25 protein-coding genes are annotated in these 23,823 nt (G+C 63.4%); 9 read left to right on the top strand and 16 right to left on the bottom strand.

Annotated elements, in window-relative coordinates; genetic code table 11:
• Nucleotides 1-49: 49 nt before the first annotated feature.
• The 9 genes from H3O04_RS14645 to H3O04_RS14605 form a co-directional block, all read right to left on the bottom strand.
• Entirely contained in the window at nucleotides 50-1,378 is a 1,329-nt protein-coding gene (locus tag H3O04_RS14645) for an MFS transporter (protein WP_202587944.1), read from the bottom strand.
• Between the two features lie 500 nt (nucleotides 1,379-1,878).
• On the bottom strand, nucleotides 1,879-3,243 hold the full coding sequence (locus tag H3O04_RS14640) for an FAD-dependent oxidoreductase (protein ID WP_202587943.1): 1,365 nt from the start codon (nucleotides 3,241-3,243) through the stop codon (nucleotides 1,879-1,881).
• Nucleotides 3,244-3,285: 42 nt separating this feature from the next.
• The gene (locus H3O04_RS14635) at nucleotides 3,286-4,047 is read right to left on the bottom strand and encodes an SDR family oxidoreductase (protein ID WP_175924461.1); all 762 of its coding nucleotides are present in this window, start codon (nucleotides 4,045-4,047) and stop codon (nucleotides 3,286-3,288) included.
• A 56-nt stretch (nucleotides 4,048-4,103) separates the two neighbouring features.
• Entirely contained in the window at nucleotides 4,104-4,904 is an 801-nt protein-coding gene (locus H3O04_RS14630) for an SDR family NAD(P)-dependent oxidoreductase (protein ID WP_202587942.1), read from the bottom strand.
• 236 nt (nucleotides 4,905-5,140) lie between these two features.
• Nucleotides 5,141-5,902 (bottom strand): glycine betaine ABC transporter substrate-binding protein, encoded by a 762-nt coding sequence (locus tag H3O04_RS14625; protein ID WP_202587941.1) that lies wholly within the window; start codon nucleotides 5,900-5,902, stop codon nucleotides 5,141-5,143.
• Nucleotides 5,903-5,929: 27 nt separating this feature from the next.
• Nucleotides 5,930-6,853 (bottom strand): DMT family transporter, encoded by a 924-nt coding sequence (locus H3O04_RS14620; protein WP_202587940.1) that lies wholly within the window; start codon nucleotides 6,851-6,853, stop codon nucleotides 5,930-5,932.
• Between the two features lie 70 nt (nucleotides 6,854-6,923).
• A complete protein-coding gene (gene nfsB, locus H3O04_RS14615; RefSeq protein ID WP_202587939.1) occupies nucleotides 6,924-7,577 on the bottom strand; it encodes an oxygen-insensitive NAD(P)H nitroreductase in 654 nt (217 codons plus the stop codon).
• A 36-nt stretch (nucleotides 7,578-7,613) separates the two neighbouring features.
• Nucleotides 7,614-8,837, bottom strand: coding sequence for an SMP-30/gluconolactonase/LRE family protein (locus H3O04_RS14610; RefSeq protein WP_202587938.1), 1,224 nt, complete (start codon nucleotides 8,835-8,837; stop codon nucleotides 7,614-7,616).
• Nucleotides 8,838-8,898: 61 nt separating this feature from the next.
• Nucleotides 8,899-9,906 carry a zinc-binding alcohol dehydrogenase family protein gene (locus tag H3O04_RS14605; RefSeq protein WP_202587937.1) on the bottom strand — a complete coding sequence of 336 codons (1,008 nt, stop codon included), beginning with the start codon at nucleotides 9,904-9,906 and terminating at the stop codon, nucleotides 8,899-8,901.
• Nucleotides 9,907-10,044: 138 nt separating this feature from the next.
• Between H3O04_RS14605 and H3O04_RS14600 the strand changes: the two genes are divergently transcribed.
• From H3O04_RS14600 to H3O04_RS14585, 4 genes are all read left to right on the top strand, one after another.
• The gene (locus H3O04_RS14600; RefSeq protein WP_012493814.1) at nucleotides 10,045-10,977 is read left to right on the top strand and encodes a LysR family transcriptional regulator; all 933 of its coding nucleotides are present in this window, start codon (nucleotides 10,045-10,047) and stop codon (nucleotides 10,975-10,977) included.
• 436 nt (nucleotides 10,978-11,413) lie between these two features.
• Nucleotides 11,414-11,782: a BON domain-containing protein gene (locus H3O04_RS14595; protein ID WP_012493813.1), complete on the top strand. Its 369-nt coding sequence runs from the start codon at nucleotides 11,414-11,416 to the stop codon at nucleotides 11,780-11,782.
• A gap of 356 nt (nucleotides 11,783-12,138) precedes the next feature.
• Entirely contained in the window at nucleotides 12,139-12,675 is a 537-nt protein-coding gene (locus tag H3O04_RS14590) for a carboxymuconolactone decarboxylase family protein (protein WP_202587936.1), read from the top strand.
• A 194-nt stretch (nucleotides 12,676-12,869) separates the two neighbouring features.
• Nucleotides 12,870-13,157, top strand: a complete 288-nt coding sequence (locus tag H3O04_RS14585; protein WP_202587935.1) for a putative quinol monooxygenase — start codon at nucleotides 12,870-12,872, stop codon at nucleotides 13,155-13,157.
• A gap of 101 nt (nucleotides 13,158-13,258) precedes the next feature.
• On the opposite strand, the gene H3O04_RS14580 is transcribed toward H3O04_RS14585, so the two are convergent.
• From H3O04_RS14580 to H3O04_RS14560, 5 genes are all read right to left on the bottom strand, one after another.
• A complete protein-coding gene (locus H3O04_RS14580; RefSeq protein WP_202587934.1) occupies nucleotides 13,259-13,978 on the bottom strand; it encodes an LrgB family protein in 720 nt (239 codons plus the stop codon).
• Nucleotides 13,968-14,336 (bottom strand): CidA/LrgA family protein, encoded by a 369-nt coding sequence (locus tag H3O04_RS14575; protein ID WP_202587933.1) that lies wholly within the window; start codon nucleotides 14,334-14,336, stop codon nucleotides 13,968-13,970. The genes H3O04_RS14580 and H3O04_RS14575 overlap by 11 nt, the downstream gene beginning before the upstream one ends.
• Before the next feature lie 259 nt (nucleotides 14,337-14,595).
• Nucleotides 14,596-15,801: an MFS transporter gene (locus H3O04_RS14570; RefSeq protein WP_202587932.1), complete on the bottom strand. Its 1,206-nt coding sequence runs from the start codon at nucleotides 15,799-15,801 to the stop codon at nucleotides 14,596-14,598.
• 174 nt (nucleotides 15,802-15,975) lie between these two features.
• Nucleotides 15,976-16,836 carry an N-acyl homoserine lactonase family protein gene (locus H3O04_RS14565; protein WP_202587931.1) on the bottom strand — a complete coding sequence of 287 codons (861 nt, stop codon included), beginning with the start codon at nucleotides 16,834-16,836 and terminating at the stop codon, nucleotides 15,976-15,978.
• 136 nt (nucleotides 16,837-16,972) lie between these two features.
• A complete protein-coding gene (locus H3O04_RS14560) occupies nucleotides 16,973-17,635 on the bottom strand; it encodes a TetR/AcrR family transcriptional regulator (protein ID WP_237666287.1) in 663 nt (220 codons plus the stop codon).
• Between the two features lie 266 nt (nucleotides 17,636-17,901).
• Here H3O04_RS14560 and H3O04_RS14555 point away from each other — a divergent pair, with 266 nt between their 5' ends.
• On the top strand, nucleotides 17,902-18,270 hold the full coding sequence (locus tag H3O04_RS14555) for a hypothetical protein (protein WP_202587930.1): 369 nt from the start codon (nucleotides 17,902-17,904) through the stop codon (nucleotides 18,268-18,270).
• On the opposite strand, the gene H3O04_RS14550 is transcribed toward H3O04_RS14555, so the two are convergent.
• On the bottom strand, nucleotides 18,254-18,448 hold the full coding sequence (locus H3O04_RS14550; protein WP_202587929.1) for a hypothetical protein: 195 nt from the start codon (nucleotides 18,446-18,448) through the stop codon (nucleotides 18,254-18,256). The two genes, H3O04_RS14555 and H3O04_RS14550, sit on opposite strands and share 17 nt — an antisense overlap.
• A 480-nt stretch (nucleotides 18,449-18,928) precedes the next feature.
• Here H3O04_RS14550 and H3O04_RS14545 point away from each other — a divergent pair, with 480 nt between their 5' ends.
• Nucleotides 18,929-19,888 (top strand): GlxA family transcriptional regulator, encoded by a 960-nt coding sequence (locus tag H3O04_RS14545; RefSeq protein ID WP_202587928.1) that lies wholly within the window; start codon nucleotides 18,929-18,931, stop codon nucleotides 19,886-19,888.
• A 380-nt stretch (nucleotides 19,889-20,268) separates the two neighbouring features.
• On the top strand, nucleotides 20,269-20,904 hold the full coding sequence (locus H3O04_RS14540) for a response regulator transcription factor (protein ID WP_202587927.1): 636 nt from the start codon (nucleotides 20,269-20,271) through the stop codon (nucleotides 20,902-20,904).
• Between the two features lie 18 nt (nucleotides 20,905-20,922).
• Here H3O04_RS14540 and H3O04_RS14535 read toward each other — a convergent pair whose 3' ends face one another.
• Nucleotides 20,923-22,164 carry an ATP-binding protein gene (locus tag H3O04_RS14535; RefSeq protein ID WP_202587926.1) on the bottom strand — a complete coding sequence of 414 codons (1,242 nt, stop codon included), beginning with the start codon at nucleotides 22,162-22,164 and terminating at the stop codon, nucleotides 20,923-20,925.
• Nucleotides 22,165-22,555: 391 nt separating this feature from the next.
• Between H3O04_RS14535 and H3O04_RS14530 the strand changes: the two genes are divergently transcribed.
• A complete protein-coding gene (locus tag H3O04_RS14530) occupies nucleotides 22,556-23,005 on the top strand; it encodes a DUF3331 domain-containing protein (protein ID WP_202587925.1) in 450 nt (149 codons plus the stop codon).
• Between the two features lie 139 nt (nucleotides 23,006-23,144).
• A complete protein-coding gene (locus H3O04_RS14525; protein WP_202587924.1) occupies nucleotides 23,145-23,513 on the top strand; it encodes a response regulator transcription factor in 369 nt (122 codons plus the stop codon).
• Nucleotides 23,514-23,823 lie beyond the last annotated feature (310 nt).

Here is a 23,823-nt window from a genome sequence, read left to right as displayed (position 1 = left end):
CCGCAGCGCTGGCGCGACGCGCTGCGGCGGCGCGTGCGCTGCCGGCAGTCTATCGGTTCACGATGTGCTTGGGCAGCGTCAGTGTGAGACACAGGCCTGCCAGCAGACACACGATCATGCACGACACGGGAAGCACGAAGCTGCCCGACGACTGTTTCAGCACGCCCACGACATAGGGACCGAAAAAGCCGCCGATGTTGCCGATCGCGCTGATCCAGGCGATGCCGCTCGCCGCGTTGCTCGGGCCGAGCAATGCCGTTGGCATACCCCAGAACACGGGTGGCACGGACAGCAACCCGGCATTGGCGATGCACAGCGCGATTACGGTCAGCCACAGGTTGCCGTGCCAGACGAGCGCGAGCGTCAGCCCGGCCGCTGCCAGCAGGAACAGGGCGGCCGTATGTAGGCGCCGCTCACGATGGCGATCCGCGCTTTGTCCGACCGTGACCATCACGATCATCGCGACCGCATTCGGCAGCGCTGCAATCAAGCCGATGAAGAGATCCCTTCCTACGCCCAACGACTTGATCATCGTGGGCGCCCACAGCGTGTAGCCGTAAATGCCGAACACGTCGAGGAAATAGATCACCCCAAACGTCCAGAAGATCCAGCTGCCGAACATCTGGTTATTGTTCGCCGATGCGGCGAGCGCGCGGTCTACGGCGAGCGTCCGGCTTAGATACGCGCGATCGGCGTCGCTTTCGTGGCGGCTCTGGGTGACGTCGTCCTCGAGATATCTCCAGCAAAGCAGCGCGGCGACGAAGGCCGGCAGCGCCTCAACGACCAGCATCCATTTCCAGCCGACGAGGCCGCCGATGCCGTCGAAGTATTCCATGATGAAGCCACTCAGTGGCGAGCCGATCAGCCCGGACAGCGGAAGCGCCGCGTAGAACGTGGACAGCACCCGCGCGCGATGGTATCGCGGGAACGACTGCGAGATGTAATAGACGATGCCCGGTACGAGCCCTGCTTCCGCGACGCCCAGCAGATAGCGCATCACATAGAACTGCTTCGGTGTCTCGATGAACGTGGTCAGCGCCGACACGATCGCCCATGACAGGATGATGCGCGTGAGCCAGCGCTTCGCTCCGACCCGCTGCAGGATCATGTTGCTCGGGACTTCGAACACCACGTAGCCCAGTGCGAACGTGCCGGCTCCGAACCCGAACACCGCATCGGTGAAACCGAGGTCGACGCCCATCTGCAGTTTCGCGAAGCTGACGTTGATGCGGTCGACGTATGCGGCAACGTACGCGAACATGAAGATCGGCAGGATGCGTAGCGCGAGATGCCGCGCGATCCGATTCTCGCGCGCTTCGTCGTTGGGGTCGTCGCTGCCGGCCGGATGACCGGATGAGCGCGTCGCGTTCAGATCCAAGAGGTTCCCCCGTTGCTTGGCGAGCCAGGCCACGCGGATTCGTCCATGGCAACGCCTGTGTTCGTCGATATCGAATGCCAACAGCAATTCATGTTTCCACGCCGCGACCCACATCTACGCGTGCACGTCGTTCGCTCGCTAACGAAGCGCAGCGGGATGCTCGATGCAAGCGGAAGAACGGCGACTTTACCCACGGTCGATGCCCACACGCCCGCGGCGGGGTGCCCGTATCGACGAACGCATGTTTTTCTCGAAGCTCGCGACTGCGGCGCCGCCCGTGTGCCCGTTGAGCGGCGCGACGCACCATTCGAACTTGCCCGCGGATTTTACCGGATAGCGGCGACGCGAGTATGCCAAGTGCAGTCATTTTTATGTCGGCTGCGACAGGCGTGCGGAAGTGCCGACGCCGTCGCGACGCATCAGGCGTCGCGACGGCGCGAGCGGCCGGCCCGGCCCGCGCGACCGGCCGGGAAAGACCGGCAATCTGCGCGAGCGGCGGCTTACTTGATCGTCGCGAAAAGCAGGTTGAGGCCTTCGGCGAGAAGCGGATGGGCAAGAATCGCGTCGCGCACCGACGTGTAGGGCAACTTGCCGATCATCGCGATCTGCACGGCCGACATCACTTCGCCAGCGCCCGCGCCGACCATCGTGAACCCGAGAATCTGGCCGGTGTCCGGCGCGACGAGCGCCTTCATGAACCCTGTGGTGGTGCCGTTGGTGCGCGCTCTGGGTACGGCCGCCATCGGCAGTTTCGCGACGATGACCGGCGTGTTCCGCGCTTTGGCTTCCGCTTCGTTCAGGCCGATGCGCGCCAGCTCCGGGTCGGTGAACAACGCGTACGGAATCACGCGCGACGCCGTGCTGCCGCGACGGCCTTCGATGCCGGCCTTAAGCACGCGATAGTCGTCGAACGACGCGTGCGTGAACATCGGCGTGCCGGCTACTTCGCCGATGGCCCAGGTCCGTTCCGCTGTCGTCGCGAGCGTGTCGTCGACCTTGATGAAGCCGCGCTCGTCGCGCTCGACCCCGGCCAGCTCGAGGCCGATGCCGTCCGTGACCGGCCGCCGGCCGGTCGCCACGAGCAGATGACTGCCTTCGACCGTGATGCCGTCGCCGAGCGCGACCGTGACGCCGGCGCCCGACCGACCGTCCACGCACGCCACGCGGGCGGACAGTTTCAGCGTGATCCCGTCGCTTTCGAACGCCTGCTGGATCGCGATGCTGACGTCTTCGTCCTCGCGGGCTGCGACGCGCGGCGCGTCATGAACGACGACGACCTCGCTGCCGAGACGCCGGAACGCCTGCGCCATCTCGAGGCCGATGTAGCCGCCGCCGATGACGATCAGTTTTTCGGGTAGCACGTTGAGGTTGAGCGCCTCGATGTGGGTCAGCGGGCCAGCGTCGCGTAGCCCCGGTACGTCTGGAATCGTCGCGACGGTGCCGGTGTTGATGTAGACGTTCTCGCCTTCGAACACCTGCTCGCTGCCGTCGGCATCGCGTACGGCGATCCGCCGCGGCGCGACGAAGCGGCCGGAGCCGATGACCAGCTCGAGGCCGGACTGCTCGAACGCGCGGCGGTTGATATCCACCATCCCGTCGACGACGCCGCGCACGTTCGCATGAACCCGTGCCATGTCGGCAACCGGGCGCGCCGGCGCAGCGGCGGTGCGCCACGCGTGCATGTTGCGTGCGTTCTGGATCAACGTTTTGCTCGGAATGCACGCGACGTTGATGCACGAACCACCGATCATCCCGCGCTCGATGACAGCCACGCGCTTGCCGCTACGCGCGAGATCCATCGCCAGCGACTTGCCGCCCTTGCCGCCGCCAAGGAACAGGTACTCGTAATGTCTGGGGCTTTCCATAATGCGACTTCTCCAGTTGTCCATACGTTGATCCGCGACGACTCATGCAACCGGAATCGGGTTGTCGACGAGCGCCTGATTGAACTGCTCGACGAACGCATGCTCGTTCGGGCCGACGTTGCTGCGCAGCGGCTGCGCCGCCTCGACCACGACTTCCGTCGTCGCGGTTTCGAGACGCTTGAGCGTCTCCGCGATGAATGCGTCGAGCGGCATTGCGCGCGGATCGCCGCTCTTGTGAATTAGGTCCGTATCGACCCACGGCGGTGCGATCTCGAGAACACGCACGCTCGTGTTTCGCAACGCAAAGCGCTGCGACAGCGTGTACGAGTGAACGGCTGCCTTCGTCGCCGAATAGAGCGCGGTGGCCGCGAGCGGCACGAATGCGAGAACGGAGCTGTTGTTGATGATGTACGACTCGGGTTGCGCTTTCAGATGCTCGACGAGCGCCGCGCTGACGCGAACCGGTCCGAGCAGGTTGGTGGTCACGAGCCGCACGGCCTGGGCGTCGTCGAGCGCGCCGCCGGCATCGTCGAACGGCATGATGCCCGCGTTATTGACGACGACGTTCAGCGTCGGATAGTCGGCGATCAGCTTGCGTGCGACGCGCTCGATCTGCTGCGCATCGCCGACGTCCAGCTCCACGGTGTCGATGCCCGGATTCGCGCGTGCGATTTCGTCGAGCAGCGCCTTGCGACGCCCGGCGACGATGACCTTGTTGCCGCGACGATGCAGGTTTTCCGCGAGCGCGCGGCCGATGCCCGACGTGCCGCCGGTGATGAAGATGGTGTTTCCGGTGAGTTTCATGATCGACGTTCCTTTGAATGTGTGACGGGAGCTGCTACGAAAATGGATGGCGACGGTCAATGCGTGACCGCGTAACGGGCAGCGACGACGCTGTTGGAAAGATGAGGAAGCATGACGCGACGCGCGGCATCGTAGGCGTCCCATTCTTCCGCTGCGTGAAGCGACGGAATCGTGACGACTTCCCGACGGTCGAAACCGCTGAGTGCCGCATCGACCAGGTCGGACGCCGACATCACGATCTCCTTCGGCAGATTGTCGAGCGGGAGCCCGCCCATGTCCCAGAACTCCGTGGCCGTCGCGCCGGGCAGAACGGCCTGCACCTGCACGCCCTTGTCCGCTAGCTCGTGATGAAGCGACTGCGTGAAGGCGAGCGTGAACGCCTTGCTGCCACCGTACACGCCGTTCAGCAACTCGGGGCCGATTGCGACGATCGACGAGATGTTGATGACTGCGCCGCGGCCACGCGCGACGAAGCCCGGTACGGCCGCATAGGTCAAGCGCGTCAGCGCCGTCACGTTGAGGTCGATCATGCGCGCCATGGCGTCGACGTCGCTTTCGAGCAGCGGCTTGTGCGTGCCGACGCCGGCGTTGTTCACGAGCAGCGTGATGCTCGCGTCCGTGCGCAGCTTTGCTTCGATCTCGGCGAGCGCATTCGGATCGCCGAGGTCGGCGGCGATCACTTCTACATTGCGCTGCGTGTCGTCGGTGATGCGCTTCGCGAGGTCGTTGAGCCGGTCCCGGTTGCGGGCGACGAGAACGAGATCGAGGCCGCGGCGTGCGAGTCGTTGGGCATAGATCGCGCCGATGCCCGACGATGCGCCGGTGATCAGTGCGGTGCCTTGATGTGCTTGCGTCATGCTGTTGCTCCGGTGAGGGTGACGAAGTGATCGACACAGGTCGGCGAAGTGCATGAGCCGCTTGCGTGATGCCGGTGGCTCGGTGCTGCATGCGCTTCCTCGGCCGTGTCGGCGTAGTGCGATGCAGTGTATTGGTCGCTGACAGGTCGATCAACGAGCTCCACCCATAAACTCAATTCATCCCGCATGAATACTGGATCGGCGAGCCGGCATCTGCCGGCGCCGATCGTCGCGCGTCAGTTCGGCTGCGTCGCACCGGTGCGTGACAGCAGGTAGTCGAGCCGGCTCGTTTCGCGATTGCCGAGGTTCAGCGCGCGCAGTTCGGCCAGTGCGGCGGGTGCAATAGCGTGCAGCGATGCCTTCCTCACGATCAGCGTGGCATCGTCCGTGCCGCCCAGCAGACCCTTTGGATCGTCGAGTTCGCGAATCGTGTATTGCTCATGCAGATACTGCGGCGTCCACAGCGGAACGACGACCCAGCGACGCTCGGCGACCGCCTGTTCAAAGGCGCCAACGCAGTCGTCGAGCGTGCCGTTCTCGAAGTGATAGCCAGCGTCGGCCAGACCGTACTGCGTAACGATTTCGCGCGAGAAGCGGCTTATGCCCGCGCCGGGATTGATGCCCTGAATCCGCTTGACCATACGGGCGGCGACATCGGGCCGCTTCAGATCGGGAATCGCGCGCACCGCGCTGGCAGGAACGTAATCCGGCACGCCCCATAACGCGTATGGCCGATAAAGGACGGTAATCTTCTCGACGTCATGCTCAAACGGCGCGAGATAAATACTGTGGCTGCTCGGCAGCCACGCGCTGCTCAGCATGTCGGCCTTTCCTTCGCGCAGCATCCGGAATGCTTGTTCGTGCGGCGCAAACACTTCTTCGATCGCAACGCCGTGCGCATTCAATATTCGCCGCACGACGGCGGAGGCCGCACGATGAAACGAAAGATCGATGGTAACCAGCGTCAGCGCCGATTGCGGCGGGATGCGAACGGCCATGAGATTCTCCTGGGTAGACGATCGAGATCAGCGACGGGTGATGGAAAGCGCGATGCCGGCGACGATGAGGGCGTCGCTCGTCGCCAGCGCCGGGGTGAGCGGCTCGTGAAGAAAGAGCACTGCCGTGAAAAGGCCAAAGACGGGAACGCCGAGCATCGCCGTCGCCATGCTCGTGCTGGACATGCGCGTGTTCGCTGCATTCACCGCACAAAAGCAGAATGCCGTCGCGATCGGGCCGATGTAGAGCAACGTCGACGCCAAGGCGATGCTGCCGTCGCCGGTGTACGGCCCTTCGACGATTACCGCGAGTACGACCAGCGGCACTGCCGCTACGAGCATTTGCCACGGGGCGAGCGCATACGCGCTCGATTCGCTGCGGAAATGCCGCAGATGCAGAATGCAGACCGCCCAACACAACGAAGCTGCAAGCAGCATGACGTTCGCGAGCACGGCCCGATGGTCGTGCCAGTCGACGTCGAGCGGGTTGAACAGCAACATCACGCCGGCCACACCGAGCATCGTGCCGAACGCGGTGCGCCGGGAAAGCCGCTCGCGAAAAACGAGGACCGACGCGGGCGTGACCCAGATCGGCGTCGTGTACGCGAGCACCGCCGAGCGGCCGGCGCCCACGCGATGCAGCGCAATGGCGCTCAACGCGGTAAAGGCAAGCATCTGAAGGACGCCGACGCTTGCCAGAAACGGAAGATCGCCGCGCTTCGGGATGCTGAGCGTACCGGTCACGGCCTGCACCGCGAACAGGCAGAGCGCGCCGGATGCGAAGCGCGTCGCCGACAGCCACAGCGGCGTGATGTGCGCGAGGCCCAACTTCATCGCGGGCCAGTTGGCGCCCCACAACAGGATGGCAGCGCCCAATAGCGCCGCACCGCCATATCTGGGCTGCGGCGGCGTCGCGGTGCGGCTTTGCAGATCCATGCGAACCAGCTCGGACATGATGACGCTCCTCGAAGTGATGCGGGCCGACGCCGCATGGCGGCGGCGAGCGCGCATCGAAGTCGAACGATCAGATGAAGGTGAATATCCGCTCGCGCGGCAGCCGCGACTTGGGCAGCTCCGCGTTGAAGTCCTCGTCGCTGCGGAATCCGAGCGATACCAGTACGACGCTCGTCAAACCGCGTTCGCGCAGGCCGAGGCTCGCATCGAGCGCACGGCTGTCGAAGCCTTCCATCGGGGTCGCGTCGACGCCGAGCACGGCCGCGCCGAGCAGCAGTCCGCCCAGCGCGAGGTAGACCTGCTTTTCCATCCACTGCGCCGTATCGCGCAGCTCGTACTTGTGCATGTCGACGTACGAGCGGCGGCTCTTGTCTTGCCCGGCGCGCATCTCGGCGGTTTTGAATCGGCCGTCGGCGGACTCGCGCTCGAGGATGGCGTGCAAATGCGCGTCGTCCATGTCGATTCGCATGCACATCGCGATCACGTGCGACGCATTGACGACCTTGGGCTCGTTGTATGCGTAGCTGCCGGTCGTTGCCGCCGCGATGCGCGCACGTCCTTCCGGCGTCGCGGCCACGACGAAGTGCCACGGCTGCGAATTCACCGAAGACGGCGACTGGTGGAGCAGGGCGAGCAGCGTCTCGATCTGCGTCTGCGGCAGCGACTTGCCGCTTTCGAAGGCCTTCACGGTGTGGCGGGCATGGATGGCGTCGGCGAGGTTCATGGTGGAAACTCCGGTGGTCGGTGATGGGTAGAGGGATCAGCGCGTCGGCGCGGGGCGTGCGTCGACGCGCACGCGAAACAGCGCATACGGCTTCTGGCGCTCGTCCTTGCCGCCGTGGAACACCGGCTGGCGATGGAGCTGATTCGCGGTGAAGTACAGATAGCCGTCGGGGCCGACCGACAGCGTGTCCGGCCACAGCACGCGCGGGTCGTGCACGATGGTCTGCCATTCGCCGCCCGGCTGCAGGCGGCGGATCGAATCGTGCTCGTAATCGCCTGCATAGACGTTCCCGTTGGCATCGCTCTCGAGGCCGTCGGACGCGCCCTTCTCGCCGAGATCCTTCACGGCCGCAGCGAGTTGCGCGTCGCTGATCGACGGGTCGCGCAGCATCGCGGTCGAGATCGCGTACAGATGACGGCTCGACAGCGGGCAGTAATAGAGCGTCTCGCCGTCGGCGGACAGTGCGATGCCGTCGGAGGCAACGGTGAACGGCTTGCTCGTCCCATTCGCATCGCGGATCTTCAGCGTCTGCCCTTCGACGACCGGTACGAAGGCTGGGTCCGCGGACGTCGACACGTCGCCGGTGAGGCGGCGTATCGCCTTCCCGCTGTCGAGATCCATGACGATCAGGCCGCCGACTCCGGACAGCGACGAGTCCGTCACGTAAGCGATGCCCGCCTTGCCGACGCGAAAGTCGAAGCGCACGTCGTTCACATAGGTTTGCGCGCGCATCACGTTGGCTGGAAACACGATCGTCTTGACGACGCGGTTAGTGGCGAGATCGATCGCGACGAGTTTAGCGCCGCCGGCGACCGGCTCCGAAAAATTCGGCGCCGCGGTATCGAGCACCCACAGCCGGCCGTGGCCGTCGGCAACGACGCTCTGCACGCTCAGGAAGTGCGTGGCCGCGTGGGACGCATCGGCGCGGTTGATCTCCGCGTTCGGATAGGCGACGACGCGACCGTCGTGCAGTTCTCCGACCGTGAACGGCACCGTGTCGCCCCAACGCGGGAAGTTCACGAAGATGCGGCCGTGCTCGGTTACCGTCACGCCGGTGGGCATCGCGCCGGAAAACGTCGCGACCGTGTCGATGGCGCCGACGGTGCGCTCGGTCGCCTGTCCTGCAGGCAGCGTGTCGTGCGCCGGCGCTTGCGCGAAGGCCGGGTCGACGAGCAGGCCGAATGCCATTCCGGCCGCGAGTGCGGCTGCGTGGCGGCGGAGGGAACGGAAGCGGACGAGTTGCGGATGCGGGTAGCGCATGGTGGTTCTCCGGTCGGATGCGATGAGTTCGGAATGGCGATGCAGCATAGGTGGGCGCGCGTCAGAATCCTTCGAGGACGATCTTGCCGCGCGAGCGCCCGCTCTCGATCAGCGCGTGGGCACGACGCAGATTCGCGGCGTTGACGGTGCCGAAGTGATCGGCCAAGGTCGTGCGCAACACACCGTCGTCGATCAGCGCGGCGACGCGGTCGAGGATTTCGTGCTGCCTGACCATGTCGGCGGTTTCGAACAGGGAGCGGGTGAACATCAGCTCCCAATGGAGCGAGATCGACTTGCGCTTCAGCGGCACGGCGTCGAGGGTGTCGGGATCGTCGATGACGGCGAGCCGGCCCTGCGGCGCGAGCGCCTCGACGAGTTGCGCGTAGTGGATGTCCGTCTGCGTGAGGCTCGCAACGTAGCGCACCTGCGGTGCGCCGATGCTGCGCAGCCCTTCGAGCAGCGGCCCGGTATGGTCGATGACGTCGTGTGCGCCCAGCGCTTGCGCCCATGCGCGCGTTTCCGGGCGCGATGCGGTGCCGATCACGCGAAGTCCGGTCAGGCGACGGGCCAGTTGCGTAAGCATCGATCCGACGCCGCCAGCGGCACCGACGATCAGCAACGCGTCGCCGCCGCCGCCGCCCTCAACGAGGCCGAGGCGATCGAACAGCAGTTCCCATGCAGTCAGCGACGTAAGCGGCAATGCCGCCGCTTGCGCGTCGGACAGCGTCTCGGGCTTGCGGCCTGCGATGCGTTCGTCGACGACAACGTATTCCGCATAGGCGCCGGCCCGCGCGATCGAGCCTGCGAAAAAGACCTTGTCGCCGGGCGCGAACATCGACACATCGCTGCCGACAGCTTCGACGGTGCCCGCGGCGTCCCATCCGAGGATCCGCGGCTGTTCGGTGGGCGACCCCATGCGCACCTTTGTGTCCACCGGATTGACAGCGATCGCGCCGACCTTCACGAGCAGGTCGCGCGGCCCCGCTTCGGGCTTCGGGACGTCGGCGTCGAGCAGGGATTCCGGATGGTCGGCGGACAGGCCATGCCGTGTGTAGACAACTGCTTTCATCAATGAACTCCGAATCGTGATTGAACTGCCACCTGCCCTCGGTTGGGACTGGTCGCGGCATGTGGATGAAATACTGATCGACCGCATCTATCTGAAAAACGCGTTACATTAGGGAGGACTTTCACTCCGAGAATGAAAATGGTGCGGCTAGAGGATCTTCAACTGTTCGTGAGAACGGCGGCGCTGGGCAGCTTCTCGAGCGCAGCGAGGGAAGCCGATCTGTTGCCCGGTCAGGTAAGTGCCGCCATACAAAGACTGGAACGGGAGCTCGACACGCGCCTCTTTGCCCGTTCGACGCGCAGCCTCAAGCTCACCGCGGAAGGCGAGCAGTACCTTCCCTATGCGGAAGAAGTGCTGTCGACGATCCACGAGGGGCGCGAGCGGTTGCATGGAGACAAACAGGCGCTTCAAGGTACGTTGCGGATCGCGGCACCGTCGGATATAGGGCGCAACGCGTTGCTGTCGTGGCTCGGCGTGTTCCGCGACGCGCACCCGAAGCTCGTGCTGAGGTTGTCGTTGTCGGACCACGTGACCGACGTGTTTCGCGATCCCGTCGATGTGGCGATACGCTACGGCGCACCGGAGGCCGCGAGCTACGTCGCATTGCCGCTCGCGGAAGACAATCGCCGCGTGCTCGTCGCGTCTCCCGGATATGTGAAGCGGTACGGCGCACCGGCATCGCTCGACGAGTTGGTGCTGCACGACTGTCTGCCTTTCGTGCTCAGCGGACGTGTGTACGATCGCTGGGTTTTTCCGGCCAGCGGCGTGCGACGCCAGGTCACGGTGAAGGGCGTACTGCTTTGCGACGATGCCGAGATCGCGAGGCGCTGGGCCGTCGAAGGCCGCGGAATCGCATACAAGTCCTGGCTCGACGTCCATGACGATGTCTGCGCGGGACGACTGAACGTATTGCTGCCCGAACAGCGGGGCGAGGCGGCTCCACTGAGCCTCGTGTGCCCGCATCGTCGTCAGTTCTCGCCTGCGGTCAGATATCTCCATGCGCATCTGCGCGAGCGGATCGCGCCAATGATCGCCGCGATGCGCGACTACACGGGCGACGCGACCGAGTAGCGTGCACGGATTCACCGTGTGGTCGCGTGTGTCCTGTGGCGAATACCGAAGCTCCTGAAAAGTGGCGATCATCGGCTTTTCACTCCAGTGCGGGGCGGGGCGCCCAGAAACTCGTCAGATTAAGGTGCGGCAGCTCTGTCGTGACTTGGCAGAATTGCCCGTATTGCGGAATACCATGCAGCACGTGGCGGTACTGTGCCGTTGCCGGAGCATTCGGGAAATCGTCTCGTCGGGTATTCGCACTAGCCGGAAATATTGAATGCACCTATACGCCTGTATAGGCCGTGTGGCGGGCGGCAGCGAGAGGACGATCATCGCCGCGGCTTGAAAGCTGTTTTCGGAAATGCGCCATTGAGCGTAGGTAGACGCCTGTCTACCATTCGATCCGGTTTCACCCCTTTTCGAATTTCCATTAACGTCTTTTAAGGAGCCTGTGATGAAGAAAATTATTGCGTCGGTTCTGTACGTAACGTATTTGGCTTTCGGTGTTTCCGCCCATGCAGCAGCGCAGGACTCAGGGCCGTCCTCCGACGCCGTCGTCAGCCGGAAGGAAGTGAAGAAGGCCGAGAGGAAGGCGGAACGCTCCGCCGATCGGGCGCTGTCGCGCAAAATCGTCTGGGCCCTGTCGAAAACGAAGGGGCTGGAGGCGATCAACGCGAGGGTGTTCGTCCGCCATGGGACGGTGACGCTGACCGGCTACGTACCAGACAGTGAGCAGGTGCAGCTTGCAGCCGACAGCGCGTCGCGCGTCGCGGGCGTAACGTCCGTCGTCAACAATCTGGTGCCCGGAGAGCCGGGTCGGTGATGTTGCTCGCGCACTTCGGTTCTCATGCACGCCGAGGTGCGCGAGATCGGTTCAACGGTTATCCGTTGCATTTCGTGCCGTGAGAACCTCGCGTCGTGCATTGTCGCCTGCGAGTCGCCATTTGAACGGCGTTTTGAGCGCGCACGTAACGTCGAGAGCGACATTCATTTCAGCGCTACAGGATGAAGGGAAAAAGGGGGCCGCAGGGGATCGCGTTCGATGCGCGGCTGTGCCGATCCGCTTCTTGCCTCGTTTGATCCGCAGTAAAGCCGGGAACGCGGGAATTGATTCGTGCGCCCGCTATCGCGCCGACCTTTGCTGGCCGGCGCCCGATTATCCACATCAGTGAGAGATACATGGCACGCTTGACCACCTTGAAGCCGTCGGAAGCGACCGGCGAAACCGCAGTCGTGTTCGACCAGATCAAGACCGCGATCGGCAAAGTCCCGAATGCCTATGCGACCATCGGCACACACAGTCCCGCCGGTCTCGCGGCGATGCTGCACGTGGACGCCGCTATTGCGTCGAGTTCGCTCGAGCAGGCTGATGTCGAAGCGGTGCGCCTCGCCGTAAGCGCGCTTTCCGGCTGCGATTACTGCCTGGCGGCGCATACGATGATCGGCAAGATGGCCGGCCTCGCGCCGGATGTGATGAAGCACATTCGCGCCGGGCTGCCATCCGGTGATACCCGCCGCGACGCATTGCTCGCGTTTGTACGCTCGATCGCGACCAGCCGCGATACGGTGCCCGCTGCTGTTCTCGACGCAGTCCTGGCAGCCGGGTTTTCGGAACGCCAGGTGATCGAGACGATCCTTGTCATCACGTCGATCACGTTCACGAACCTAGTGAACCGCGTGAATGATACGACGCTGGATTTTCCAGCGGTCGACTGAGCATGTCCGTGTCCGCTCGTTTTCACGGCGCGATGCCGTGGTTACGAGTCGGTGCGGTCACTCATGTCGACCTACCTGCATGTCGCGTGGACAGCACGCGGTCGATACTGTTTGAAGCCACGCAACGAAGGCGGCCGCGATCGGGCAACCCGCCAGCTCGCGCCCGAACGATCCAATCGAGAATGGAGGTATCAATGTCTAAGCAGTATGTGGTTGCGACGATTACGGCAGACCCGCGGCACGCCGCTGAGGTGGAAGCGGCGCTGTTGGCGGCCGTTCCCGTCGTCCGGACCGAGGATGGATGCGAGCAGTACGATCTGCACCAACACAGTGGCGCTTCTCATCGCTTCACGATGATCGAACGATGGCGGGACGAGCACGCGCTCAAGGTGCATGGCGAAGCGCCAGCTTTCCAGACGCTTGCGCGTGCGCTCGACGGCAAGGCTACACTCGACGTCGCGTTGCTCGAGAAAATTATTTGAACGTGCGGATATCGGCTCTGAAAGAGGCGGCGGCTTAGGGGAATCCCAGCCGCCGCAGTTTTTTCGCGCGACGGAACCACGCTGACCGTGCGCCGAGTCGCTCATCTGGTCAGCGCGGCCAGCAATGGCGCGACGAGTGCGGTCAGGATGCCGCTCATTCCGATCGCCAGCCCGCCGAACGCGCCCGCCGTTTCGCTGATACTCAGCATTCTCGCGGCGGCCAGCCCGTGGCCTGCGGTTCCGGCCGCGAGACCGTGCGCACGGGCGTCGACGATGCGCATCACCTTCATGGCCACGCCGATCTGCAACACGGCCGCAATGCCGGTAAGCAGCGTGAACGTTGCGGTCAGCGACGGGTCGCCGCCGATGTCGCGAGAGATGCTCATTGCGATGGGCGTGGTCGCCGAATGTGCAATCAGCGACGCCGTCACCACCGGCGTCGCACCCAGCGCCTTGCTGATGAATGCGGCGCTGCCTGCTGATACGATCGAACCGATCGCGAGTGCCGGGACGAGCGCGCGGGCGGTTCGGCGAATGTGGTGCAAATTACGGAACATCGGGATCGCGAGCGCGACGGTCGCGGGTCCGAGCAGAAAGTGCACATACTGTGCGCCCATCAGATAATCGCTGTATTGCACATGCGTGATCGACAGAAAACCGACGAGCATCAGCACTGCGACGAGAACAGGGTGAGCGAGCACGTGTCCGTGCGCCGCCCGATTCACGACCTGCCCGATCCGATATGCGACCAGTGTTGCGAGTAACCCCCAAAGCGGTTGGTGTTGCAACGCGGCCCACGCAGAGGCGAGATCAGACGTCATGTTCCGACTCCGTTTCAGCAGCGAGCGTTTTGCTGAGTCGCTCCATGGCCCATCCGGTCGTCGCGAGGCCGAGCAACGTCGACACGAATATGGCGGCGGCGATGCGCCACCAGTCCGCCGCCAACCGATCGAATTCGGTTATCAGGCCCGTGGCCGCGGGCACGAACAGCATCGCGAGCCACGACAACAGGCTTCTGCCGAATCCTTCGAGTTCCTGCGATGGCCCGCCCTTCCACATCAGAACACCGAGCAGCAACAGCATGCCGATCAAGGGGCCCGGAATCGGCGCATGCGTCAGTTGCGCGAGTAGCTCGCCGACGAGCTGGCTGACGAGAAGTATCGACAACGCATTCAACATGATGGATATGCCGTGGAAGGGGCGCGAAACACGCGTTCATGCAATCAGAGCAGTCATCGGGATTGTCGTACGTCGCTCGGCCGACGAGTAGCTCGAGATGGCGAGAAGCAGTTTCTGCAATAGACAGAAAATGGCGCTACCGACCCCAGCCAGCCGGTTGCCCGCCATTGTGGTGGGCGGGCGGCCGATTGCTGCGACGTGGGCGCGGGGTCCGCGCGTCCCACGACGCAACGCCGATGCGTGAGAGGTTTTGACGATGTCATGGTTGAAGCGAAGCCCGGCACACGTCGACGCCGCGCTGCGCCTTAACCGACGCGCGCGACACGAGCAGGCTGCCGGTCGCCAGCGCCAGGAATGCCAGCGAACTGCCGATCGTGCCTGTCAGGCCGAAGGCGGGATAGACCCACCCCGCGACGGCCGAGCCGACGCCGATACCGCAAAACACGAACGACGCCGTCAACGCCAGCGCGATGCCTCGCCATTGCGGCACGAGTTCGACGATGCGCCGCTGCTGCGACGGCCACAGCAGGTCGGTCGCGAACGCCCATGCGAGCAGCGCGACGAACAGCAGCCGCAGGTTCGGGGGCGTGAAGCGAAGAAATACGAGGTCGAGCGCAAGCAATGCGAGACCGGCGAACAGCATCGCTTCGGCGCTATAGCGGCGCGCGGCGCGAGTCACGAACAGGTTGCCGGCGATGCCCGCGACGCCCAGCACAACGAGCGCGGTCGATACCGTATCGGCACCCGCGTGGAACACATCGCGAATGATGGGCGCGATGAAGGCATACGTCGAGTAGACGCCAGCCGCGATGAAGAATACGACCAGAAACGCACTGAGCGTATCGGTGCGCGTCAGCAGCGACGCAACCGTTGCAAATTCGATGTTTTCTCCCTGGCTCGTGTCGGGTATGGCGGCGACAATGAGCGCGGCGGTCGCCGCGCCGGCGAGTCCAATGACGAGAAAGAGCGCTCGTGCGCCCCATGCGTGCGCAATCCATGCGGACAATGGCATGCCCACCAGGCCGGCAACGCTCAGGCCAAGCAGCACGATAGCGATCGCGCTGCCCTGTTCGTCGCGTTCGACGAGGCTGGACCCCAATGCGCCGAGCACCGGGCCGATGAAGCCCGCGCCGAGGCCCATCAGTACCCGCGACAGCAGCAGTACCGGATAATTCGGCGCGGCTGCCAGCAGAAGCGCCGCGGCACTGAACAGTGTCAGGCCGAGCAGCACCTGGCGACGCCGCCGCAGGTGACCAAAGCCGACCTGCAGGAGCGGCGCGGCAAACGCGAACGTCACTCCAAACACGGTAACGAGGTAAACACTCTGAGAATCCGCGAGTCCCCACTGACGCGAGATCGCATCGAGACTGCCGACGACGGAGAGCGCCCCCGTTGCCTGTACGAAGTATGCGAGGCTCAGGATGCGAAGCGCGCGTTTCGTGCGCGCTGAAAAGGGCTTAGCCATGTGTGGTCCTTTCGAGTCCAGGGAAGCGCGCACCCCGGCAAGCCCGCCGGACGCGCACGGGTCAACCGGTCAACCACCGAGTGCATGCAGAACCAGCTCGGTCGCGACGTGCCATGCGCCCGCGGCGCAGATCAACAGTCCGAGCGTTTGACGTAGTGGGCGTGACATAGGGCCTCAACCAGCAGTCAGCAGCGTGTAATTAGCTGCCTTCGTAACGTCGGCCCGCGGATTCGAGATCGCGTTTTCCATCACGCCGACGATCTTTCCGCCACTGACGAGCGCAGGCGCATCGTGACTCGGCAGCAGAAACCGGCTGGTTGCGAGCGCGCGCTTGATCGCGCGCTTTTCGTCGAGCGTTGACATCGCACGATTAGCGGTAATCGTGGGCTCGTGCGCCGCCTGATCGAGGATCGGATCGATCAGTTGGTCCTTCAGGTTGTATGCAATGTCGCCGCTGATATTAGCGATGCCTTCGTCGGTTTCGACGAGCACCGACAGAGAACCCGGCGTATGGGCACCGGAAAGGCGGACAGCGACGCCCGGAATGACCTCCTCCTCGAAAGTACCGTCGACGTCGAACAGACGGATCGCGCCACGCGTGTGCAGGCGATCGATCAGATGCTTAGTATCGGCGGCGGTGTACATCAGCGGGCCCATGATCCCTGACGCGGCGAATTCGAGTTCGCGGCGTGAGATCCCTACGGTGGTCGTCATCGGGAACCGGTCCGTCATGCCGACGTGATCGATGTGCGCATGCGTATGCACGATGTGACGGATGTCGCCCATCTTCAGCCCGTGCTGGGCAAGGTGATGTTCGATCGTCATCTCAGGCGTCACCTCGTACGGTAGGCCGAACGCCGCGTACTGCTCGACGTTGCGCGAGCCCGTATCGACGAGGACCGGATGAGTGCCGCCGGTGATCAGGAAGCCCAGCACGGGGATCGTTACCTGCTTGCCGGGTTCGCGAAACAGCACGAGGCCGCTCGAATCGAGCGACATGTTGCCGAAGTTGATGGGATGGATCTTCAGGGCCATGGCTGCTCTCCGTTTAGATCGGCACTTTATTGAACCGATTGGTTCAGTATGGAGAAACCGAGGTCGTGACGCCAATTAAAAAAACCAATCGGTTCAGAAAGTCCGCCCTATCGGCCAGCAGCCGGGCGATGGTGCTTCAGAGAACGCGCAGCGCTTGCATAAAAGAGCCGACCGCGTCGCTTTCCGCCAGTTCGGGCAGATTACGTTCGATGCAATAACCGGCAAAGAACACCGTGACGATCGTGGCGATGGTGGCGGCAGGGAGCCGGTGAGGTTCCGCCTCGATGTTTTCGATGATCTGCGGCATCAGTCGGTGGTGGTACGCGCCGACGATCTCGCGTACACGCTCCGATAGCGACGGGAATTCGCGGATCGAATTGACTGAGAAACAGCCCACGCAGCCGTTGTCTTGCGGATCGCCGAGCCGAAGAAAGCGCTCGATGTTGCCGTAGCCCCTCGGCTCTGCGGTGAGGATCTGCTGCGCACCCCGATGCTCGTAGTAATAGAGGAGGCTATGCAGGAACAGGTCTTCCTTGTCCTCGAACTCCGAATAGAGTCCGGACTTGTTGACGCCGGTTGCTTGTTCCAGTTGCTGGAGCGATGTCCCGGCGAAGCCGTATTTCCAAAAGACCGGTAGCGTCTTTTCCAACACGCCGTCTCGGCTGAATTTTTTGGGTCTGCCCATTTCGGAACACCGCGCGATGAGATGCGAGCATTTTAAACCGAACGGTTCAGTTAGGTGTCGGCATTCGCGTTCAGTGTGCGTCTGGCTGTGTTCGACCGACCAGGATCCCGTCATCGTTGCATGCCGAAGCAGGGCGACCTCCGAGGCCGCTACTGGGAAATGGTGATGGCCGGCGCCTGTCTCGTGCGGGGGCAACACAGTCGCGCATCCGGGAGGAAAGTCGCGACGCTCGGAGCTAGCCGGGAGGGTTGCCACGGGCGACATGGACAGCTGTTCCGTCCACCTTCTGTCCGGCGCTCGGGCGAGGGCGAAAATGCGTCTTCGGCCTGGACGACCCGCGGCGTGCGGTGCCGGTGTTCGTTCGCCACGCGCCGGTGCACATGGACCTGCTCGTGACGATGCGCCGCAGTGGGAGGCAACCGGAGCCAAGGCATCAGCGAATTGCATGCGTCGCGCCGCTGGCGGTCGGTCAAATACTGGCCGGAACCTCTGCGCGCCCTCTATTACGCATTGCTGGGTGCCGCAGCACGATCGCCGAGAACATTCGCGCGACGGATCTCATCCCGCACGTGACGGACGGAGGGTTGCGCACTGTCGACACGGGCCCGGCGCGTCCGCGGCAGACCGACCGCGGCCGATTGCCCGTGAGATTGTGCGGTATGCATGATATCTCTATGGGCGACGTGGTCAACGCAGTCGCGAAAAAGCCTGAGGATCAACCGAACATCGGCATCATCGCGATGGCGTGATGCGGGGTTCGACGGAGGTTGGCAAATCCAGCCTCTTGCTATCGACCGCATCTCGGGCCAGCGCGTCGATTACAGCAATGATCGAATTGAACAGCCCGGAGAGTTTGTCCGCATGCATACTGACGCGCGCAAGCATTTCGAGCTGCTCTGGGAGCGTGGCCTCTGCTTGCCAGCTCATGAAGTGCTCATTTTGAATCGGTAACATGCCTCGTTGTCGGGCGTAGTAGCGCTGGATTCGTCCACGCTGTAGGCGTTCAGGTCTGTCTCATAGTCTGTCTCGAAGATTGAATGGCCCGAAGAAATCAGGCAAGTCACAGTGCTGCCGGCCTGATATCGATTGCTATATAGGCGAGGATTTGGCGGACGGCGTTCGGGATGCCTGTCTCTTCGAGCTTACCTCGCTCGCGAATTCCAGCAGGACCGCGTGAGCCGGTACCGCTCAAAGCAGTAGAAGGCTCGGAACCAAAAAATTCTGTCTGTCTGATCATTTTGATTCTCAGCCGCTGAGTTTAAACGGTCCACTCCGACCTACCGCATAATCCTGTAGCATCGCGAGCGTGCCCGCCGGCATGTCGCACCGAAGCCGCATGCCCGCTTTTTTTCGTCTGTCGCGGTATCGCAGGTAACCACCGCCGATGCCGATTCGCGTGAGGTCAGTATGCGTCGCATTGGACTTGTTCTCGTCCCACAGTTTCAAGTGATGAGTCTGCTCGCATTGTCCGTATTCGATATCGCCAATCTCCGTGCTGGCCGTTCCGTATACGAAGTCAGCGTGATCTCGGAAGACGGGGGCCCGGTTGCGGCGTCTTTCGGCATGTCTGCGTCGACGGAGTCGGCGCGAATGTCGGACCTGCATACGGTGTTCGTCGGTGCATCGCTGTCGACCCCGCCGCAGGGGCTCACGAACGGCATGCGCGAACTGCTCCTGGAACTATCCGGCAAGGTTGAGCGAATGGCGTCTATTTGCATGGGTGCGTTCCTCCTCGCCGAAGCGGGGCTGCTGGACGGGCGCCGCGCTACGACGCATTGGGCTTTTCTCGACCAGTTCAGCGACCGCTATCCGGCCGTGACGGTCGAGCGGGACTGCATCTTCGTGCGAGACGGTACGCTCTGGAGCTCGGCAGGAATGAGTACGGCCATCGACATGGCACTCGCGATGCTCGAAGACGATCTGGGCCCAGACGCCGCCTTCCAGGTGGCGAAGGATCTCGTGATCGAGCGCTGGCGACGTTCAGGGTCGCAGCCGCAGTCTTCCGTGCTGATCGAACATCCGGCACGTACCAACCGAATCCACGACGTCATCACGCACATCCGAGCGAATCTCGGAACCGACCTGACCGTCGACAAGCTGGCCGACGTGGCGAAAATGAGCAGGCGCCAGTTTACGCGCCGCTTCAAGGATGAAACAGGGCTGACGCCCGCAAAGGCAGTCGAGCGCATCCGTCTCGAAACCGCCCGGGATTTCGTGACGGGCTCATCGTGGACCATCGACACGATCGCACGTGAGACCGGATACGCCGATCCCGAACGGATGAGGCGATCGTTCATGCGTGCCTTCGGCCAGCCGCCGCAGGCGTTGCGTCGGCAACGCAAACCGGAACAAACGGGCACCGACTGAGCGGCGCCGGCCGCTACCGCATTCCGCCCTGCAACATCATGGCCCGAAACGAGGGAACTGCGTCCCTCCGTGCGCGGCCTTCGTCAATAGAATGTTCTCTGTTGGGGGCACCGGATTCCGCATGCCGAACCGACGACGACCCGTTGCCAGCGGGTCGCACGCGTGGCGGTTGGCGTTCTCGCGGAACCGCCTCATGCAGCGTTTCCGTCGCCTCTCCGGCCGCGTGAGCCGAACGCAAGTGCTCTGCCGGCCCGCCATGGCCGGGGTCACGCTTGCCGCCCGAAGCCTGACGAGAAGTCGAACGCCCCCGTCGTCGTATCGCACGAGAGGCGTTTCGCGACGATGTAGCTGAAACTGAATGAATGGTTGGGGCGCAGGATATGTCAGATGCAGCGACGCAAGACGATTCGACCGCGGTGGTATACGTCGTCGACGACGATCCGGCCATGCGTGCATCGCTCGATACGCTGTTGCGATCGGTGGGCTTGCGTGTCGTGACGTTCGCGACTACCGCGGAGTTGCGCGCAACGCAGCGGGAAAACGTCACGAGCTGCCTGCTTCTCGACGTGCGGTTGCGCGGCGAGAACGGACTGATGTTCCAGCACGCGCTGGACCGCCCGCCGATTCCGATTGTCGTCATCACCGGGTTCGCCGATGTCGAAGTGTGCCGAAAGGCGCTGAAGGGCGGGGCCGTCGACTTTCTGGTCAAACCCTTCACCGATCAGGAGTTGATCGACGCGGTGAATCTCGCGCTGTCGCTCGATGCGGCGCGGCGGGTCCGCAACGACACGCGCCACGAACTGCAGCAGTCGTTCGAGTTGCTCACGCGCCGTGAGCGCGAAGTGCTGGCTTACGTCGTCAGCGGAGCATTGAACAAGCAGATCGCGTCGCACCTCGGCTTGAGCCTGATTACGATCAAGCAGCACCGCGCGTCGGTGATGCGAAAGATGAACGCATCGTCGCTCGCCGATCTAGTGCGCAAGTCCGAGGTAATCGGCGTGTCGCTGTCGACATGACGTAGCACACCACGACCGTCATGCAGCGAGGTCCGGTTCCGGTCGATGCACGGGAAGGGCGAACGAGAAGCAGCAGCCGGCACCCAGCTCACCGCGTGCCCAGATTCGTCCGTTGTGCGCGTCGACGATGGAGCGGGCGACCGTGAGGCCCATCCCCATGCCGTCGGATTTGCTCGTGAAAAACGGCTGGAAAAGCTGATCGATCGATTGCTGCTCGATACCGGGCCCGGTGTCACGCACGTCGAATACGACATCGGATCCCTCCTGCCTGACCGAGACCGTGAGCGTTCGCTCTGGCGACGGGCCACTTTCGATCGCCTGAATGCCGTTCATCAGCAGGTTCGCGAGCACTTGTTGGACTTGCAGCGGATCGGCAAAGACGTGCGCGCCGGGATCGATCGCGCTGTCGACACGAACGTCCCGCGCAGCGGCTTCGGGTGCGATGAGGAACAACGCAGCCTGCACCGCGTCAGCGGCCGCGAAGTCGACGCATTTGACCGGTGCCTTGCCCACGAAGCCGCGGATCTTGCGGCAAATTTCCGTCGCGTCGCGCGTCCAGCGCGCTGCCTGCGCGATCGCGTCCGCGGCTTCAGCGATGTCGGGCTCGTCGCGTGCGAGCCAGCGCAACGCCGCTTCGGCCGCCGAGCCGGCCGCCGACAGCGGTTGGCTGACCTCATGCAGAATCGAGGCTGACATCTCACCGAACAGCGAAATGCGCGCCGCACGTGCCGCTTCGGCGCGCAATGCGTCGAGCCTGTCGGCGTTTTCCTTCTGTTCGGTCACATCGAACGCATAGAAATGCAGCCGCCGATAACCGTCCTCGTTCTTCGGCAGCGAGCAGCGCCATACGATCGGCACACGGCGGCCCTTGAATGTCAGCAGCGTGCGCTCGCCCTGGCAGGTCGCGCGATTCTCGTAGATTGCGCGCAGCACCGCGCAGTTGCTGAGTCGGTCAGCCGGCAACAGTATCTCCGCATGCTGCAGGAAATGCTCTTTCGATTCCGCTTCGAAGAGGCTCACCACTGCGTCGTTGGCCGCCACGAACGCGTGCAGGCCGCGAAGGGTCGAGACGGCCTGCGGATGCTCGTCCAAATAGCGGTCGAAATCGTCGATGCCGGCGCGCCGGAGCTCGCTCATCGCCCGATAGACGCGCGACCAGTCCTCGATAAGGATCGGGATTGGCGCCGACATGAAAAGCTCGTTTTCCGCGGAGGGGAGACCAGAGGGCCGGTCGAGCGTGACGATTGCGGACATTGACATGGGGACGTGGTGCTCGCGCTGGGCCTCGCGCGATGCGCGAGACCGGATGACCGTAAGTGAAGCATCTGAAGCATCGGGGCGACGGACGACGCGTTGCGTGCGCGTTCGATGCAGCTTCAACTATAAGTCAGATCGGTCGTGTCTCGCTTGGCGTGAATCGGCCGCCCGGCCACTCTTACGCATGGCGGGTGCAATGGTGCACACCTTGGTATGGGCGTGCATCGACCAGAGGCTGATGGATCGCGGAAATTAGTTCCCCTAGACTGCGCTTCAACGTGAACGATGTGTGTGGCGTAGGGCGTCGCAAAGCCGCGCGGTTCGCGGCTCCGACGACAGAATTCGCCGTCGTGTTCGCAGCACATGCGCGTTCGATGCGAGGGGAACCGTAGATATGACACAGCCAATGTTCGCACACGACGATGTTTTCGAAGGTGCTCTGCTGCGCCTGCTGGATCCATCGAGGATGCCCGGCACGCGCGACGGCTTGCCGGGAACGGCAGGCCGACACAGGCGGCGAGGGTGCGGCACACGCAACGACGGAGCTGACGATGCCGCGGCGTCGCCGGCGTCCACGCGGATCAGGATCGTAGAGATCCTGTCGGATACGTCGGTCAGTGTGCGCTGGAGCGATCCGAGATTCGGGCATTTCGGCGAACAGGTGTGGCAATGCGTGACTGCGCGAACGTCGTCGCGTTGCGTGCTGACGGGCATGCCGATCCGTTGCGGCGACCGGGTATATCGGCCTCAGGGGCGTGGGCGCACCATTCCGTGCAACTGGGACAGGATGATCCATGCAGCGGCCGTCACGCCTGCCCGGTTACGCCGCGCCGACAACGAGTGAAGCGCGAACGGATGCTGCCGGTATGGGCGGCACCATACCTCGGCATGATTGTCGCGGCACGGCATCGCGGATACGCTGTCCGAAATCCGGTTGCGTTCCCGGCTTCGGCCAGCGAGTGCGACGTCACGCGAGACACCCAGTGCACGACAAGACGGTTTGCATCATCGACGATGAAGTGGCGATGAGACAGTCGCTGGAATCGCTCGTGCGATCGATGGGCGTCCGCGTGAGGCTGTACGCGTCGGCCGAAGCGTTTCTCGAATATGGAAGGAACGGGCCGTCGCACTGCATCGTATGCGATATCCAGATGGCGGGCATGTCGGGCATCGAATTGCTCGACTGTCTGCGCGCGGGGTGTTGCGATGTGCCGCTCATCTTCGTGACTGCGCATCCGAGTACGGGCCGCCTGATTGAAGCGCGACGTCTCGGCGCATTGTGCGTGCTGGAGAAACCGTTCGATCCGCGCGAACTTGTGCAGTGGCTGATGCGAGCGCTTGCGGGATGCTGAAGGGTTGGCAGGCAAGCATGTGGCTAGAACAACGGTCCTCGGGTCAGAGCACCGCGGTTGCGCGTTTTGACTGCGTGGTTTCGATTTAAAACGACAGGATCATTTATGGAAAACGACAAGCCCAGTCTCGGCGCGAGAACGCAGTTCGTCGACGTCGACGGGCGGCGCCTGGCGTATCGCACGTCGTAGAGCAAAGCAAAGATGTCAATTCGAGGTGTCCGTCGCACGTGGCTCTTCGCGCCCGAGTTGACGACATTATCGACAATCTCACCGAAATAATGTCGTCACTTCGTCTATGTCCGAAGCAAAG

Source organism: Burkholderia sp. KCJ3K979 (assembly GCF_016759955.1).
Classification (GTDB): Bacteria; Pseudomonadota; Gammaproteobacteria; order Burkholderiales; family Burkholderiaceae; genus Burkholderia; species Burkholderia orbicola.
Note: the sequence above shows the minus strand (reverse complement) of the source record. Positions and strands in the feature narration are given on the sequence as shown.